This is a genomic window from Agrobacterium sp. CCNWLW32 (assembly GCF_037083425.1).
In the GTDB taxonomy this organism is placed as follows: domain Bacteria; phylum Pseudomonadota; class Alphaproteobacteria; order Rhizobiales; family Rhizobiaceae; genus Agrobacterium; species Agrobacterium radiobacter.
Genome location: NZ_JBAOJM010000016.1, coordinates 29900 through 46168, shown reverse-complemented (window position 1 = coordinate 46168; position 16269 = coordinate 29900). Strand labels below are relative to the sequence as shown.

Annotated in this window: 12 protein-coding genes; 1 reads left to right on the top strand and 11 read right to left on the bottom strand. The window is 61.1% G+C overall.

Annotated features, from left to right (window positions below; all coding sequences use genetic code 11):
• Nucleotides 1–3 precede the first annotated feature (3 nt).
• Nucleotides 4–948: an oxygen-dependent tRNA uridine(34) hydroxylase TrhO gene (gene trhO, locus V6R85_RS23225; protein ID WP_065695063.1), complete on the top strand. Its 945-nt coding sequence runs from the start codon at nt 4–6 to the stop codon at nt 946–948.
• Between the two features lie 137 nt (nt 949–1085).
• Here trhO and V6R85_RS23220 read toward each other — a convergent pair whose 3' ends face one another.
• The 11 genes from V6R85_RS23220 to V6R85_RS23170 form a co-directional block, all read right to left on the bottom strand.
• Entirely contained in the window at nt 1086–3329 is a 2244-nt protein-coding gene (locus V6R85_RS23220; protein ID WP_003505447.1) for a bifunctional diguanylate cyclase/phosphodiesterase, read from the bottom strand.
• A gap of 197 nt (nt 3330–3526) precedes the next feature.
• Nucleotides 3527–4306, bottom strand: coding sequence for a MetQ/NlpA family ABC transporter substrate-binding protein (locus tag V6R85_RS23215; RefSeq protein ID WP_003505446.1), 780 nt, complete (start codon nt 4304–4306; stop codon nt 3527–3529).
• 33 nt (nt 4307–4339) lie between these two features.
• Nucleotides 4340–5008 carry a methionine ABC transporter permease gene (locus V6R85_RS23210; RefSeq protein WP_003505445.1) on the bottom strand — a complete coding sequence of 223 codons (669 nt, stop codon included), beginning with the start codon at nt 5006–5008 and terminating at the stop codon, nt 4340–4342.
• Entirely contained in the window at nt 4998–6038 is a 1041-nt protein-coding gene (locus tag V6R85_RS23205) for a methionine ABC transporter ATP-binding protein (RefSeq protein WP_087746763.1), read from the bottom strand. Before V6R85_RS23205 ends, V6R85_RS23210 begins: the two co-directional genes overlap by 11 nt.
• 368 nt (nt 6039–6406) lie before the next feature.
• Nucleotides 6407–7036: an NAD(P)H-dependent oxidoreductase gene (locus V6R85_RS23200; protein ID WP_004433398.1), complete on the bottom strand. Its 630-nt coding sequence runs from the start codon at nt 7034–7036 to the stop codon at nt 6407–6409.
• A 364-nt stretch (nt 7037–7400) separates the two neighbouring features.
• Nucleotides 7401–8780 carry a GH1 family beta-glucosidase gene (locus V6R85_RS23195; protein WP_111834898.1) on the bottom strand — a complete coding sequence of 460 codons (1380 nt, stop codon included), beginning with the start codon at nt 8778–8780 and terminating at the stop codon, nt 7401–7403.
• A gap of 744 nt (nt 8781–9524) precedes the next feature.
• Nucleotides 9525–10835, bottom strand: a complete 1311-nt coding sequence (gene xylA, locus V6R85_RS23190; protein WP_111792706.1) for a xylose isomerase — start codon at nt 10833–10835, stop codon at nt 9525–9527.
• Nucleotides 10836–11075: 240 nt separating this feature from the next.
• Nucleotides 11076–12530 (bottom strand): xylulokinase, encoded by a 1455-nt coding sequence (xylB, locus tag V6R85_RS23185; protein WP_111792705.1) that lies wholly within the window; start codon nt 12528–12530, stop codon nt 11076–11078.
• Between the two features lie 105 nt (nt 12531–12635).
• Entirely contained in the window at nt 12636–13658 is a 1023-nt protein-coding gene (locus V6R85_RS23180) for a LacI family DNA-binding transcriptional regulator (protein WP_336377225.1), read from the bottom strand.
• Nucleotides 13659–13775: 117 nt separating this feature from the next.
• Complete coding sequence (locus tag V6R85_RS23175; RefSeq protein ID WP_111834946.1) at nt 13776–14426, bottom strand: pyridoxamine 5'-phosphate oxidase family protein; 651 nt, start codon at nt 14424–14426, stop codon at nt 13776–13778.
• A gap of 232 nt (nt 14427–14658) precedes the next feature.
• Nucleotides 14659–16242, bottom strand: coding sequence for a DHA2 family efflux MFS transporter permease subunit (locus V6R85_RS23170; RefSeq protein ID WP_003505432.1), 1584 nt, complete (start codon nt 16240–16242; stop codon nt 14659–14661).
• Nucleotides 16243–16269: the final 27 nt, after the last annotated feature.

Below are 16269 nucleotides of genomic sequence, written 5' to 3'. Positions count from 1 at the left end.
CCCATGACCGACACGACCATTCTCCCCCGCCCGGAAACCTCTGGTGATTTCCTTGTGGCCGCGCTTTATCATTTCGCCCGCCTGCCGCGGTTCGAGAGCCTGCGCGAGCCGTTGTTCGAGCTCTGCCAGAAGAACGGCGTCAAGGGCACGCTGCTGCTTGCCGCCGAAGGCATCAACGGCACCATTGCCGGGCCGGATGCGGGCATTCACGCCGTGCTCTCCTTCCTGCGCGCCCAGCCGGAATTTGCCGCGCTGGAGCACAAGGAAAGCCGTGCCTCGCACATGCCCTTCGTGCGGCTGAAGGTGAAGCTCAAGAAAGAGATCGTCACCATGGGCGTGCCTGATATCGATCCGAACCGCATCGTCGGCACCTATGTCGAGCCGCGCAACTGGAACGAGCTGATCTCCGACCCTGACACAATCGTCATCGACACCCGCAACGATTACGAGACCGCCATCGGCGTTTTCAAGGGCGCGGTCGATCCGAAGACCAAAACCTTCCGCGAGTTTCCCGACTGGGTGAAGAACAATCCCGGCCTGCACAACAAGCCGAAGATCGCCATGTATTGCACCGGCGGCATTCGCTGCGAAAAGGCCACCGCCTTCATGAAGGAGCAGGGTTTCGACGAGGTCTATCACCTCAAGGGCGGCATCCTGAAATATCTGGAAGAGGTGCCGGAAGAAGAAAGCCTGTGGGAAGGCGCCTGCTTCGTGTTCGACGAGCGTGTCTCCGTTGTCCACGGCCTTGCCGAAGGCGATCATGAGCTCTGCCACGCCTGCCGCAACCCGATCACGCCGGAAGTACGCCTGTCTCCGAAATTCGAGGAAGGCGTCTCCTGCCCGAGCTGCTACGACGACCGTAGCGAAGAAGACCGCCAGCGGTTCCGCGACCGGCAGCAGCAGATCGAACTGGCAAAGAAGCGCGGCGAACAGCATCTGGGACGGTAAACCGGGTCAGCATCAGAATGCACAGGAGCCGGGTTTCGATTGAGCGGGTGCCGCGTATTTCTTCTCCCCGCCGGGGAGAGTAAAATGGGCGGTACTCTCAGTTGATCAAGAATTGCTAAACGACATCGGTGCGCCTCTCACGCCCCCGCTCTCAGAGCAAATAACGGTGCATCCTGCCCATCCAGCATGTCGGTAATCTCCTCGGCTGCGACCGGCCTCGAAAACAGGTAACCCTGCAATTCATCACAGCCGCACAGATGCAGGATGGCCGCCTGCTCTTCCGTCTCCACGCCTTCGGCCGTGACCGGAATATCGAGCGACTTCGCCAGCGCCACGGTGGCCTGCAGCATTTCCAGCGACCGGCCGCCCTTATCGAGCGCCATGATCAATGAACGGTCGATCTTCATCCGGTCGAAACCGAAGCGGCGCAGATATCCGACACTGGCGAAGCCGGCGCCAAAATCGTCGAGCGCAATATGCAGGCCGAGCTGTTTCAGCTTGTCGATGGCCGCACTCGCCCGCTCCGGATGCTGGATGAAATAACCTTCTGTCATTTCCAGCCGCAGCCTTTCGGGCGGTGTCTGCGTCGCGTCAAGAATATCCGCTATATGGCCGGAGAAGGCCGGATTGCGGAACTGCACGGGAGAGATATTCACCGAGAGCTTGATGGACGGCCATTGCTGCGCCGTCTCGCAGGCCTTGTGCAGAACGAGCAGGCCGAGCCGGTCGATCAGCCCGCTGGTTTCGGCAGCGGCAATGAAGATATCCGGCGGCACGAAACCATATCCCGGCCTCTGCCAGCGGGCCAGCGCCTCCACCCCGGTAATGCAGCGCGTGGCGGCGCTGACGACCGGCTGATAAACCACCTGTATCTCGTCGTTCAGGATGGCGGAGCGAAGATCGGCTTCGAGCTGCAGCTTTTCCTCGCGCAGCGCATCCATCTTCAGTTCATAGGAAACGTAACGCCCGCGTCCGTTCTCCTTGGCCTGATACATGGCCATATCGGCACGCCGCAGCAATTCCTCGCCATTGATATCGCCGGCGCGGGAAACCGAGGTGCCGATGCTGCAGCCGATGCTCGCCACCCTTTCACCGATGCTGAAAGGCTCGGTAAAGAGTTCGAGAAGCGCCAGACACAGTTTTCGGCCTTCAGACCAGACGTCATTGCCCTGGATGGCAATGGCGAATTCGTCGCCGCCAAGCCGCGCCAGGACAGCGCCTTCCGGCACCAGCACCCTGAGCGCCGCCGCCACACCCTTGATCAGCCGGTCGCCGGCGGCATGGCCGTAGGAATCGTTGATTTCCTTGAAGCCATCGAGATCGAGATAGAGAAGCTTGATATCCGTCTTGTCGTGGCGGCCGTTGTCGACCATGCGGTTCAGTTTCGCAAAGAGACCCGCGCGGTTGCTGAGCCCGCTCAACCGGTCGCGCAGCGCCTCCTCCCGCGCTGCCGCCTCATCCGCTTTCAGCCGGTCCAGCGTGGCCGAACCGATGATGAGCAGCACGAGGAAAAACGTGCCGGCAATGCCAAGCGCGGTGAAGACCACCGGCCGCGCCTCATGAAAGCTGACATCCCCCGGAAGGTGCGAGCGCCAGACGAGCCGCGCCAGCACCTCGCCTAAGGGATTGACGATATCCACATGGTTGGCGGCAGGTCCGTCGCCATATTGCAGTTCCAGCCCCTCGATGACGTAGTTGCGGGCAAGCTTGTCCACCGTCGCCTGCTTAAGGTGACGGGCAAAAACCAGATAGCGCCGCTCCGCATCAACCGGCGGCAGCGCCCCGGATTTCAGCCGCACGAGCGCGACGCCGGCTGCAGCGATGCCATCGCCGGTTTTGACGAAACCCGTGACCTGCGAGGTGATACCGGGACGCATGGAACGCACGCGATCGATCATTTCCTTAAGGCCTTCGGCGAAATAGGCGTTTGGCCTCCATGTCGCCGGCTTGCCGTTCTGATAGGCCATGCGGACCCTGTCATCCTCGTCGATGATCACGGCCGTATCGAAAAGATCGTTATTGACCGTCATCTCGCCGTAATTGCTCGCCACCCAGTCAAAACGGTCGGGGGCATAGACATATTCGGCGGCATCATCCCAGGCGGCGTAATCATTCAGCGTTGCGCCGAGCTGTTCGCGAAAGGTGACGAGAGCACCCGCCGTCGTCTCGCGCGAACGGGCATTATCGAGCGAATTCGCCTTTTCACGCACCTGACTGAGGGCGGACAGGACCAGCGCGGTGACGATGAGAAGCACCAGCGCGAAGGTGGACAATACGACGCCCACGGCGGTTCTGCGCCCGACCGGCAAATAGTCCCCAATGTTGCGCGGCGCAATCCGCATAAAATCCCCTTCGAAAGCATCATCTTCCGAAGGAAACATTCAGAAGCCGTTAAACCGCATCGTGGCTCCGCCCCAAAAAAACACGGGTATAAAACGACAGTCCGGCAGCGACTCTGAAAAATTCTTCCCTGAAATGTCCCGGGCTTTTCATGGAACACGGATTTGCGCCCGCCCGGAAACAAAAAACCTCCCCCGCGAACGGGAGAGGTTGTCATTTTTTACAGTGCCGGAGCGGCTTACCAGGACGGGATGACCGTGCCGTTGTACTTTTCCAGAATGAAGGCCTTCACTTCCGGGCTCTGGTAGGATTCCACCAGCGTCTTCACCCAGGGCTTGTCCTTGTCCTGCGCACGAACGGCGATGACATTCGCGTAAGGGGACTTTTCGCTTTCGATGGCGATGGCGTCCTTCTTCGGGTTCAGGCCGGCTGCCGTCGCATAGTTGGTGTTGATGACCGAAGCGTCGGTGTCATCAAGCGAGCGCGGCAGCTGGGCGGCGTCAAGTTCGACGATCTGGATGTTCTTCGGGTTTTCGGTGATGTCGGCAGGCGTCACCTTCAGGCCGGCTTCTTCCTTCACCTTGAGGACGCCCTTGGAAGCGAGAACCAGCAGTGCGCGGCCGCCATTGGTCGGGTCGTTCGGAATGCCGACGGTTGCGCCGTCCTTCAGCTCGTCAAGGCTCTTCACCTTCTTCGAATAAACGCCCATCGGGGTGGTGATGGTGGTGCCGACGCTGACGAGATCGAACTTGCGGTCAGCGATCTGGTTGTCGAGGTAAGGCTGGTGCTGGAAGGAGTTGGCCTGCAGCTCGCCATCGGCCAGCGCCTGGTTCGGCACGACATAGTCGGAGAATTCGATGATATCGATGTCGAGGCCCTTGGCGGCCGCGATCTTCTTCACCTGCTCCATGATCTGCGCGTGCTCGGCGGGGGTGACGCCGATCTTGATGGTCTCGGCCAGCGCCTGACCGGCGGTGAAGAGAGCGGCGAGCGAAGCCGCGAGGATGAGTTTCTTCATGGGTGTCTCCTTGGGTTGTTATTATGAACGCAGTTAATTCTTGCGGGTCCGCTTGTCGAAGCTGCGCGCCAGCCTGTCGCCGGCGCTCTGCACCAGCTGCACCAGCACGATCAGCACCAGAACCACCGCCAGCATCACGTCGGGCATGAAGCGCTGGTAACCATAGCGGATGCCGAGGTCGCCCAGCCCGCCACCGCCGACCGCGCCAACCATGGCCGAATAACCGATGAGGCTGACCAGCGTGAGCGTGAGCGCCAGCGTGATGCCGGGCTTGGCCTCCGCCAGAAGCACCTTTGTGACGATCTGCAGCGGGGTGGCGCCCATGGCGCGGGCAGCCTCGATCAGACCCTTGTCCACCTCGCGGATCGCCGCTTCCACCAGCCTTGCGATGAAGGGCACGGTTGCGACCGTCAGCGGCACGATGGCGGCGCTGGTGCCGATCGACGTGCCGGCCACGAGGCGGGTGAAGGGAATGATCGCCACGACAAGAATGATGAAGGGTGTGGAGCGCGCCGCATTCACGATGAGGCCGAGGATGCGGTTGGTCATTGGCGCGGGAAACAGTTCGCCCTTGCCGCTGGTGGCAAGGAAAACACCCATGGGCACGCCGATCAGCGAGCCGACGATGCCGGCGACCGCGACCATGTGCAGCGTCTGCCACAGGCCCTTGAAGAGAAGGTTGAACAGCATATCAGGCGACATAACCGAGCACCTCCGTGTGAAGACCGGTCTCAGCATAAAAGCGGCTGGCGCGGGCGGTGACGTCAGCCGAGGCCGGATAGGAAACGACGAGCGAGCCGAAGGGCTGGCCGGAAATCTCCTCGATGGTGCCGGCGAGAATATTCACATCAGGACCGATTTCAGCGACGAGGCGCGCCGTCAGCGGCTGGAACGCCGTCTCGCCGAAGAACACCAGACGCACCAGCACACGATCGCCTTCCGCTGCCTGCGGCTTGAGACCCGAGGTGACCCAGTGCGGCAGCTTCACGCCAACCGAGGACGACAGCAGGCTGCGGGTCGTCTCGTGTTTAGGCGCGGTGAAGATATCGAAGGTCGTGCCTTCCTCGACGATCCGGCCCCTGTCGATGACAGCCACCTGCGAGGCGATGGTCTTCACCACCTCCATCTCATGGGTGATGAGCAGCACGGTGAGGCCCAGTTCGGCATTGATGCGCTTCAGGAGCTCAAGAATGGACTGGGTTGTTTCCGGATCAAGCGCCGATGTCGCCTCGTCGGAAAGGAGCAGCTTCGGCTGGGTGGCGAGCGCACGGGCAATACCGACACGCTGCTTCTGGCCGCCGGAGAGTTCCGCCGGATAACGATTGGCCTTGTCCGAAAGCCCGACGAGATCGAGCAGCGGCGCAACGCGGGTTTCGATCTCCCTTTTGCCCATGCCGGCGATTTCGAGCGGCAGCGCCACATTGTCGAAAGCGGTACGCGACGACAAAAGGTTGAAGTGCTGGAAGATCATGCCGACGGAACGGCGCAGCGTGCGCAGGCTCTTTTCATCGAGCGCCGCGACATCGACGCCGTCAACGACCACACGGCCGGTCGAGGGCTTCTCAAGGCCGTTGGCGAGGCGGATCAGCGTGGACTTGCCCGCACCCGAGCGGCCGATGATGCCGGTGATGGAGCCTTTCGGCACGATGTAATCGATACCGGCAAGGGCTGCGAAGCCGGGCTTGCCGTCGGCGCCGCCAAAGGTTTTGGTCACGCCTTCAAACGTGACCATCGGCTCCTTTGCCGCCCCTTCCGGGACCGCCTGTTCTGAACGCGCGGGCGATGCCGCACTGGATGGAAAACTCATTGTGAACTCTGGGAATGCGTGACGGATCGGGTCTCAAAAAATCCTGTTGCGGTGCTGAACCGCTCTCTTCATGCAGCCTTCGGGCACATTCGATTACAGCTGATTTTCCGGGTCATTTCGTCAGGCTTTCACTCAGAAATGCCGGGGATCGGCAATTCGATGGCGCATACTTGCCTGCACACGCCACCTTTTAACAGGGATGTTTTTTCAATTATCTGAAAAGAGAGAAAAAATCTACCGCAAAGCCGCCAAGGCGGCCCTGCGGCAGTCAAGCTTTTGCGAGCGGCGTAAAATCAGACGCGGCTGACGAATTCATCGGCCGGGCGGCGCACCTTCTTCAGGTTCACCAGCCAGTCGCCTTCCGGCTGGCGATAACCGAGCGGCAGGATGGTGACGGAGCGCAGGCCCTTTTCACGCAGGCCGAGGATTTCATCGAGCTTCGCCGGGTCGAAGCCTTCCATCGGGGTGGAATCCACACCCTCGAAAGCGGCCTGCGCCACGGCCATGCCGAAGCCGATATAGGCCTGACGGGCGGCGTGTTCGAAATTCACCTGCTGCTCGCGCTGCGGATAGGTGGAGAGCAGCATCTGGCGATAGGCTTCCCAGCCTTCATTCTTGATGCCGCGTTCTTCATTGACCAGATCGAACATGTGGTTGATCCGCTCTTCGGTGTAATTGTCCCATGCTGCAAAGACCAGCAGATGCGAACCATCGGTCACCTGCGCCTGGTTCCAGGCGATCTCGCGGATCTTTGCGCGCACTTCAGGATCGGTAACAACGATCACTTCGAAGGGCTGCAGACCACTGGAGGTGGGCGCAAGCCGCGCCGCTTCCACGATCCGTTCAACCTTGTCTTCAGACACGGCCTTGGAAGGATCCATTTTCTTTGTGGCATAACGCCAGTTGAGTTTTTCGATAAGCATGTTCGTTTTCCCTGGGAGGACCATCCCGCCCTGCCCCTTGACCGGCAGAACGGACGCTACGCCGTCGTAGCCCGCCTGACATAGAAGACGGGACGGCGCGTGCAAGCAGGCACCGCGCGGTAACCGGTAAAAAAGTTGGGAAAACTGATAATAAGGGAGCAGAACTTTATTGCAGAGAGCGGTGACGCATCGCCTGCTACCGGATACGGCGCGTAAAGTTCATGCACGCCCGCCCCCAACCCTCATTCCTGTGCTCGTCACAGGAATCCAGCCGACACGCGTCTGCGTGGCGAAAAGACTCCTCTCAGTCCAAGGACTTGGGCTGGCTGGATCCCTGTGACGAGCACAGGGATGGGGGGAAGCCTCACCCCTTCGTCACGCCATGGTTCCCCTTCGGAAAACCCGAGGCCAGTGCGCTGTACCACTTGCCGCTGTTCTTCAGCGTGCGCACCTGCGTGTCGTAATCCACATGCACAAGGCCGAAACGCATGCGATAGCCCTCGGCCCATTCGAAATTATCCATCAGGCTCCAGGCGAAATAACCGCGCATCGGGTAGCCGTCGCGGATGAGATCGGCGACGATGCCGAGATGTTCGGCGTAATAATCGAGACGCGGCTGGTCATTCACCTCGCCGTTTTCGACGTCCATATTGTAGCAGGCGCCGTTTTCGGTGATGTAGCATTCCGGCAGGTCGTAACGCTTGTAGAGCGTCTCCACCAGCGACTTGAGCGCCGGCGCGTAGACCTCCCAGCCGATATCGGTCTTCACATCGCTGACGGCGGGGGCCGCTGTAGTCGCGGGGAATTCCGCGCCCGGCGTCGCATCGTCGGCAACGCGCATCGGCGTGTAATAGTTCAGGCCCCACCAGTCGAGCTTCTGGCTGATGATGGCGAGGTCTTCCGCCTCCACGACAGGCATACGGTCACCAAGCGCTTCCATCATCTCGGCCGGATATTCGCCCTTGAAGACAGGGTCGAAAAACGCGCCGTTGTGGAACTGGAAGGCCCGTTCGGCCGCCTTGAGATCGGCGTCGCTATCGGAAGCCGGGACGACGGAATGGGCGTTGAGCACCAGCCCCACCGGCACCTTCGGCGCGACATGGCGGGATGCCTCCACGCCGAAACCGTGGGCGAGGTTGATGTGGTGCATGGCGGCAAGGGCCGCCTCCATGTTGCGTTCGCCCGGCGCATGGATACCGTAGAGATGGCTGAGCCACACAGCGCACCAGGGTTCGTTGAAGGTCGCCACCGCATCCAGCCGGTCGCCGAGGCGGGCCATGACGGTCTTGGCGTAACGCTGGAAGGCGTGCGCCGTGGAACGCGAGGCCCAGCCACCGTCGCCCATCAGCGTCAGCGGCAGGTCCCAATGATAAAGCGTCGCATAGGTCTTGATGCCGCGCGCCTTGCAGCCATCGACGAGGCGGTCGTAAAAATCCAGCCCCTTCTCGTTGATCGGACCGAAACCATCGGGAATGATGCGCGGCCAGGCGATCGAGAAACGATAGGCCTCGACACCCATGTCCTTGATGAGATCGAGATCCTGTTCCCAGCGATTGTAATGATCGCAGGCGACATCACCATTGTGACGCCCAAAGACATGGCCCGGCATGTTGCAGAAGGCATCCCAGATGGAGGGCTTGCGGCCATCCGCCCTGGTGGAGCCTTCGATCTGGAACGAGGCAGTCGCGACGCCGAACAGGAAGTCGCCGGGGAATCGGGCTGCTAGCGTTTTTGGATCGGTCATCGGAGAGGCCCTTGTCGTCCATCGGGTGTGAAAAGATCAGCAGCGGTTTAGACCATGCCGCCTGCGAGGTACAGCCGGGCCGCAAAGAATCTACAACGTTTCAGGCTGCGCAGTTAACAAGTCCAAAGCGCTTTGCATGCGCTAATACCGCCGCAGCGGTTAGCCGGCGGCGCAAGAGGCAGGCCCGGCGAATGCGGGTGGAATGGGAAGTGGGAGGTATTTGCATTCACCGGGCCGCATCATAGAGACCATAATCACGGCCTCTCGCTTACAGCCTTTTCACGGCATCTATCCGATCGGCCCTTCCCGCCTCTGGCCGTACGGGACGCCTCTCCGAAACACGGTCTGCCAGAACCATGCTTGTCGATGCCGGCAGCCGGTTCGCAAAAGGCGCCGCGCGCATCGCCCTTCCGTTCCGGTTGCGGGAGGAATGATGCGGCCAAAGGGGGTGATGGGGATGGGAGGGGAAGGATTTTTTCGGAAGTGACTGAAAACGAAGGAGGGGTGGATGCAAATTATGCGCATCGTTTGGAGCACAATGGAGAGCAGGCCCCCTCATCCGACCCTTCGGGCCACCTTCTCCCCGGCGGGGAGAAGAAATGTGCCGAGCCCGCTGTATTGTTTTCCGCAAACATTACTTTGGGCAAGAAGTAGCCCGCTTGTTCTTCTCCCCGCCGGGGAGAAGTGCCGGAGCGCAGCGAGGCGATGAGGGGGCAACGCTGCCGTTGCCCCCTATTGCCCGCATCAAACGTAACGATTGACCACGTTTTCGAGATATTCCTGACGTCCGGACTTCGGCTGCGGATTGATATCCTCGCGCTCCACCAGTGCCGCAATCTCGTCAAGCTTCAGCTCGCCACGCAGCATCTTCTGGGCTTCAGCCGAATCCCACTTGGCGTAACGCTCGGAAAGCGGCTTCGAAAGCGCGCCGTCCTCGATCATCTTCGCCGCCGCCTTCAGGCCGCGGGCGCAGCAATCCATGCCGCCGATATGGCCGATCAGCAGGTCCTGCGGATCGAGCGACTGACGGCGCAGCTTGGAATCGAAGTTGGTGCCGCCATTCTTGAAGCCGCCGCCGGCCAGAACATGGTAATAGGCAAGAGCCATTTCCGGCACGTTGTTCGGGAACTGGTCTGTATCCCAGCCGGACTGGTAATCGTTGCGGTTCATGTCGATGGAACCGAAAATGCCGAAGGCGTTGGCCATGGCCAGTTCGTGCTCGAAGGAGTGGCCGGCGAGGATGGCGTGGCCCTGCTCGATATTGACCTTCACTTCCTTTTCCAGACCGTTCTTCTGCAGGAAGGCATAAACGGTGGCGACGTCGTAGTCGTACTGGTGCTTGGTCGGCTCCTGCGGCTTCGGCTCGATCAGGATCGTGCCTTCAAAGCCGATCTTGTATTTGTACTCCACCACCAGATTGAGGAAGCGGCCGAGCTGGTCCAGCTCGCGGGAAAGATCGGTGTTGAGCAGGGTCTCGTAACCTTCGCGGCCGCCCCACAGAACGTAGTTCGCGCCGCCAAGCTTCTTGGTGGCGTCCATGCAGGTCTTCACGGTTGCGGCAGAGAAAGCGAAGACATCCGGGTCGGGATTGGTGGCGGCGCCGGACATGAAACGACGGTTGGAGAAGAGGTTCGCCGTGCCCCACAGAAGCTTCACGCCGGTATCGGCCTGCTTCTGCGCGAAATAGTCGACGATCTCGTTGAGGTTCTTGGTGTTCTCAGCGAAGTTCTTGCCTTCCGGGCGCACGTCGGCGTCGTGGAAGCAATAAAACGGCGAACCGAGCAGCGAGAAGAATTCGAAAGCCACATCTGCCTTCAGCTTGGCGGCCTGCATCGTATCTTCAAACCACGGGCGCTCAAATGTCTGGCCGCCGAAGGGGTCACCGCCCGGCCAGGTGAAGGTGTGCCAATAGGCGACCGCAAAACGCAGGTGATCTTCCATGCGCTTGCCGGCGACGATTTCGTCTGGGTTGTAATGGCGGAAGGCCAGCGGGTTGGTGCTGTCGGGGCCTTCATATTTGATCTTGGCGATATCGCCGAAGAAGCCTGTGGTCATTGGGTTGTTCCTCCATGGTGGGTTTGGGTGGTGTTCGAAAATTTCAGGGGCGGCGTTTGCCGCTCACCCCCCTCTGTCCTGCCGGACATCTCCCCCTCGAGGGGGGAGATTGACTCGTGGTTAGCTCTTCACCTCTCGCGAGGCTGAAGATGAAGCGAGGTGTCCACCGCTTGCCGATCTCCCCCCTTGAGGGGGAGATGCCCGGCAGGGCAGAGGGAGGTAAACCCCGCACTCAACGCCTCAATGCGAAAGCGGCCGAATAGCCGGATAAAGCGCGTGATACCGCCGGTAAGCCTCCTCATAGGCACCGGCCAGATCAGCCACCGGCTCGATCGTCCGCGCCGTCTCCGGCTGCGAGCAGACCGCCACCGGATCGGCCCCCGTCGCGGCGATGAGGCCGAGGCGAGCCGCACCGAAGGCGGCGCCGAAATCGCCCTCTGCCGGAATATCGACGGGCACGCCGAGCGAGGTGGCGATGGAGGCCAGCCAATAGGCCGAGCGCGAGCCGCCGCCGATGGCGGTGACGCGGGAAATCGAGGTGCCGGCAGATTTCAGCGCTTCGAGATTGTCCCTGATCGCGAAGGTGACGCCTTCCAGCACAGCCTGCGTCAGCGCCTTGCGGTCGCTTTCATGCGAAAGGCCGATGAAGGAACCGCGGATGGCGGCGTCGTTATGCGGTGTGCGCTCACCGGAAAGGTAGGGCGCGAAGGTGACGCCGGTCGGCGCAAGCAGCGTCTCGCCCAGCTCACCGGTCAGATCGGCGGCGGATTGCCCGGTGAGGCGCGAATACCAGTTCAGCGCATCCGTCGCGGAAAGGATAACGCCCATCTGGTGCCAGGTGTTGGGCAGCGCGTGGCAGAAGGCGTGCACGGCGCTTTCCGGCTTCGGCAGGTATGATGCATTGGCGGCGAAAAGCACGCCCGATGTGCCGAGCGATACGAAGGCGTGGCCTTCCTTCACCGTGCCCATGCCGCAGGCCGAAGCGGCATTATCACCTGCGCCGCCGGCAACGACGGCACGGCCGGAAATGCCCCATTCGGAAGCAAGCTCGGCGCGCAGCACGCCCGCCTCATCCGTGCCTTCCACCAGCGACGGCATGTGCTTTTCATCCAGCCCGGTGGCGGCGAGCAGTTCGGAAGACCATTTGCGCGCGCCGGTATCGAGCCAGGAGGTGCCGGCGGAGTCGGACATTTCAGAGATGTATTCGCCGGTCAGCCACAGACGCAGATAATCCTTCGGCAGCAGCACCTTGGCCACTTTCGCGAAGATATCGGGTTCGTTCTTCGCCACCCAGGCAAGCTTCGGCGCGGTGAAGCCGGGGAAAACGATGTTGCCGGTGATCTTGCGGAAACGCGGATCGGCATCCAGTGCGGCGGCCTCGGCATGGGAGCGCGTGTCGTTCCACAGGATGCAGGGGCGCAGCACCTTGCCATCGGCATCAACTAGCGTCGCACCATGCATCTGGCCGGAAAGGCCGATGCCCTTAACGGCGGCGAGTTCCCCAGGAAACTTCTGCTTCAGGCCGGCAACGGCGGTTTTCGTGGCAGCAATCCAGTCCGCCGGGTCCTGTTCGGACCAGCCATGATGCGGGCGCGAGACGTCCAGCGAGCCGTTGGCCGAGCCGATGATTTTCTGATCGCCGTCCATCAGCAGGGCTTTGACGCCTGAAGTGCCAAGATCGAGACCGAGATACATGTATTTCTCCATTCCGGCGCGCCATGCGCCGCTTTCAGCGTTTTTTAAAAGTCGCCGCATTTCCGGACGGAAAACCAGCGGCCACTTTTCCTGGAAATGCTCTCGTCAGGGCAGATTGTCCCTGAGGAATATGTCGATACGGATCCGTTCCTGCGCGGCGATGACGGGCAGGCCATCGGCGCGCGCCTTCAACACGCGGATGGCGCTGCGCACCTCGTGGCCGGCATCCTGGTTGAGCACGGCATCAAGCAGCCCTTCCCGCAGCGCATTGGCGGTGTTTTCCGTCAGTTCATGGGCGATGACCGAAAGCGCTCTTTCGTCATCTGCGGCCCCAAGCGCCCGGATGAGGCCGCGATTACCTGCACCGAGGCTATAGATGCCTGAAAGTGAGGCGTTGCCGAGCGCCTCGCGCACCAGCGTCTCGACGGTCAGCGGATCGTCCCTGCCCTCCAGCACCGGCAACAGCCGCAGCTGGGGAAATTCAGATTCGATCACGGCGCGAAATCCTTCCAGACGCTCACGGTGGTCGCGCACCAGCATGGAGCCGGCAACAACAGCGACATCGCCGCCGCGTCCGGAAAGGAAACGCCCCATCAGGCTCGCCGCCGTGCGCCCGGCCGCGACGTTGTCCACACCGGCATAATGATCGCGCCGCGAACCGGAGAGATCGGAGACCAGCGTCACAGTGGCGATGCCGTCTTCCGCCAGCCGGTCGGCGGCTTCGGCCACATCCTCGGAATCGGTGGCGACGAAGGCGACGCCGGAGGGTTTTTCCCGGCGCGCAACTTCCAGAGCTTCCGTCAACGCAGCGGCATTAAACGGCGGCAACTCGATGACACGGATGGCCGTGCGCTCCAGATGCGAGCGGCTGGCGGCAGCCCGCACCTCGGCGCGCAGCGTCGCCATGAAGGAATTGTCATTGCCGGGCAGGATGAAGATCATGGAGTAATTGCGGCCCTTGGCCAGGTTGGCGGCCGCGATATCGCGCACATAACCCAGCTCGGCAATGGCCGCTTCCACCCGCGCCCGCGTTGCCGCATGCACGCCCGGGCGCATGTTCAGCACCCGGTCGATGGTGGCGAGACTGACGCCCGCGCGCTCGGCGATATCGTGAACTGTGGGCTTCATGGCTCCTCCCTCCCCCTTGCATATCCAGCTTTGCCGCCGTCGTAAATCGAAAAATGATGTACGTACCTCACAATCCATCAAATGGCTGCGGAATATCAAGAGCGGCATGCGCTGCGGCTAATAAAGGGTCCGCCGGTAGTCCTGCTCCAGCTGCTCGTCCATCTTCTGCATCTCATCCCCGTTCGTCGGCGCACCTGTCGTCTCATCAAGAATGATCTTGATAAGCGAGGGCATTTCCGACCGGACCTGGAAATGTGCCGGATCCCACAGGCGGGAGCGCCTGAACGCCTTGGCGCAATGCATGAAAACCTCGTCCACCTTTACGACGATGGCGAGTTTTGGAGTGCGTTCCGCAATGCTCATGAGCTTCAGGAGTTCAGGGTCATTGCTCAGTGTCGCGCGCCCGTTCACCCGCAGGGTGTCGTCGAAACCGGGCACGATGAACAACAGCCCGATAACAGGATTGGCGATGATGTTGCTGAGGGTATCAAGGCGATTATTACCCGGCCGGTCAGGGATCGCCAGGGTGCGGCCGTCGAGAACCTTTACAAAGCCCGCCGGATCGCCCCGGGGGCTGACATCGGCCTTTCCTTCGAGATTCTGGGTGCCGATGCAGAGAAACGGCGAACGCCTTATGAATTCCTGCGCATGTTCGCCGAGGCTGTCCTGACACTTCTGTACCGCCAAGGCATGTGTCGGCTCGAACAGCCCGCGAAGCGACTGCTCATCCGTGATTGCAAAGTCTGGATTGAGTTCCAAGGCCGTCATGATCTCCCCCTCTGAACTGCCCCCGCCCAAGCGGCCGAAATCCGGGTCAGCCGTCCTCCCGGCCCCGTTTTCGCTCCCTCTCAAGCATATTTGAGGTACGTACCTCAATAATTGATATACATGGCTTGCCCGCTGCGATCAACAGGCGGAATCGGGATTTTCGGCAGGAGATAAAAAAGGGGCCGTCATTTCCGACGGCCCCAGCTCTGCGGTGGATGGGAGGGGATTGTTATCAGTGCGCCGCGTCTGGCGGCGGCGCTGCCTTGGGTTTCTGGATCAGCACGGTCATGAAGATCAGGCTGGAGAACAAAATCGTCAGTGCGAAGAACACATCGGCAAAGGCCAAGATCCAGGCCTGCTGCGAAACCATGCCGACCATTTTCTTGACGGCGACGGAGGCGCCATCAAGACCGTAGGAATCATAGTTGGCGCCGACATTGTTCAGCCATTCCAGCGCCTGCGGGTTGGAATAGCTGATATGTTCGGCCAGCCGCACATAATGGTCGTCGGTGCGCTGCGACAGCATGGTGTTGATAACGGCAAGACCGACAGCGCCGCCGAGGTTACGGGTTAGGTTGAACAGGCCCGACGCGTTGCGGATACGGGCCGGCGGCAAGGTGCCGAGCGCGATGTTGTTGATCGGCACCATGCACATCATCAGGCCGAAACCGCGCAGGATCTGCGGGATCAGCAGCTCGTAAAAGTCCCAGTCGGTCGTCACATGCGTCATGATCCAGGTGCCGCAGCCGAAGCTGATGAAGCCGATCGCCATCATCGCTCGCGGATCGAGCTTGGTCGAAACCTTGCCGGCAATCGGCGCGGTGAAGAACATCGCAAGACCCGACACGAACATGGTCTCGCCGATCATCAGCGCATCGTAACCCCTCACCCGGCCAAGATAGAGCGGGTAGAGATAGGTCAGGCCGTAAAGCCCGATGCCCATGACGAAGGAGAAAAGCGAGCCGATGGAGAAGTTGCGATCCGCAAAGGCGCGGATGTCAACCACGGGGAATTCCACCTTGAAGGCACGCCAGAAGAAGACCACCGCGCCGATGACCATGGCCACCGATCCAAGGACGATATGCTCGTCGTTGAACCAGTCCTTGTTGTTGCCCTCTTCCAGCACATATTCCAGCGAGCCGAGGAAGACCGCCATGGAGATCAGCCCCCACCAGTCGAACTTCTTCCAGAGCGAGTGCTCCGGCTTGTCGAAATCAATGAGGCTCCAGGTGAGGATGGTGACGATGATGCCGGGAATGATGTTGACGAGGAACAGCCAGTGCCAGGAAAAGGCATTGGAGAGATAACCGCCGACCGTCGGGCCAATGGTGGGTGCAAGCGTCGCGACCAGACCGATGATCGGCGAGACGACCGAACGCTTGGACGGCGGGAAGATCGTGAAGGCGGCCGCGAAGACGGACGGGATCATGCCGCCGCCGATAAAGCCCTGGATCGCGCGATAGACGATCATCTGGTCGATATTGGTGGCGGTGGCGCACAGAGCGCTCGAAATCGTGAAGCCCGCAGCACAGGTGGCGAAGAGCACACGCGTGGAGAGAATGCGCGCCAGCGTGCCCGAAAGCGGGATCATGATCACTTCGGCGATCAGATAGGAAGTCTGCACCCAGGCGATCTCGTCCGAGCCGGCGCCGAGGCCGGCCTGGATCTCCGCCAGCGAGGCGGAGACGATCTGAATGTCGAGAATGGACATGAACATGCCGAAGACCATCGCGAAGAACGCGATGAGCCTGCGCCTGTCCATCGGGGGATCGGCGGGGATGGACGCCCCGCCCGTTCCGACAACCGTAGCCGCCATGATCTTGCCCTCAACGGTGCGTCAAAG

Coding starts and splice junctions, on each gene's coding strand:
- trhO (WP_065695063.1), top strand. CDS start 4: ATGACCGACACGACCATTCTCCCCCGCCCGGAAACCTCTGGTGATTTC.
- V6R85_RS23220 (WP_003505447.1), bottom strand. CDS start 3,329: ATGTTTCCTTCGGAAGATGATGCTTTCGAAGGGGATTTTATGCGGATT.
- V6R85_RS23215 (WP_003505446.1), bottom strand. CDS start 4,306: ATGAAGAAACTCATCCTCGCGGCTTCGCTCGCCGCTCTCTTCACCGCC.
- V6R85_RS23210 (WP_003505445.1), bottom strand. CDS start 5,008: ATGTCGCCTGATATGCTGTTCAACCTTCTCTTCAAGGGCCTGTGGCAG.
- V6R85_RS23205 (WP_087746763.1), bottom strand. CDS start 6,038: ATGGTCACGTTTGAAGGCGTGACCAAAACCTTTGGCGGCGCCGACGGC.
- V6R85_RS23200 (WP_004433398.1), bottom strand. CDS start 7,036: ATGCTTATCGAAAAACTCAACTGGCGTTATGCCACAAAGAAAATGGAT.
- V6R85_RS23195 (WP_111834898.1), bottom strand. CDS start 8,780: ATGACCGATCCAAAAACGCTAGCAGCCCGATTCCCCGGCGACTTCCTG.
- xylA (WP_111792706.1), bottom strand. CDS start 10,835: ATGACCACAGGCTTCTTCGGCGATATCGCCAAGATCAAATATGAAGGC.
- xylB (WP_111792705.1), bottom strand. CDS start 12,530: ATGTATCTCGGTCTCGATCTTGGCACTTCAGGCGTCAAAGCCCTGCTG.
- V6R85_RS23180 (WP_336377225.1), bottom strand. CDS start 13,658: ATGAAGCCCACAGTTCACGATATCGCCGAGCGCGCGGGCGTCAGTCTC.
- V6R85_RS23175 (WP_111834946.1), bottom strand. CDS start 14,426: ATGACGGCCTTGGAACTCAATCCAGACTTTGCAATCACGGATGAGCAG.
- V6R85_RS23170 (WP_003505432.1), bottom strand. CDS start 16,242: ATGGCGGCTACGGTTGTCGGAACGGGCGGGGCGTCCATCCCCGCCGAT.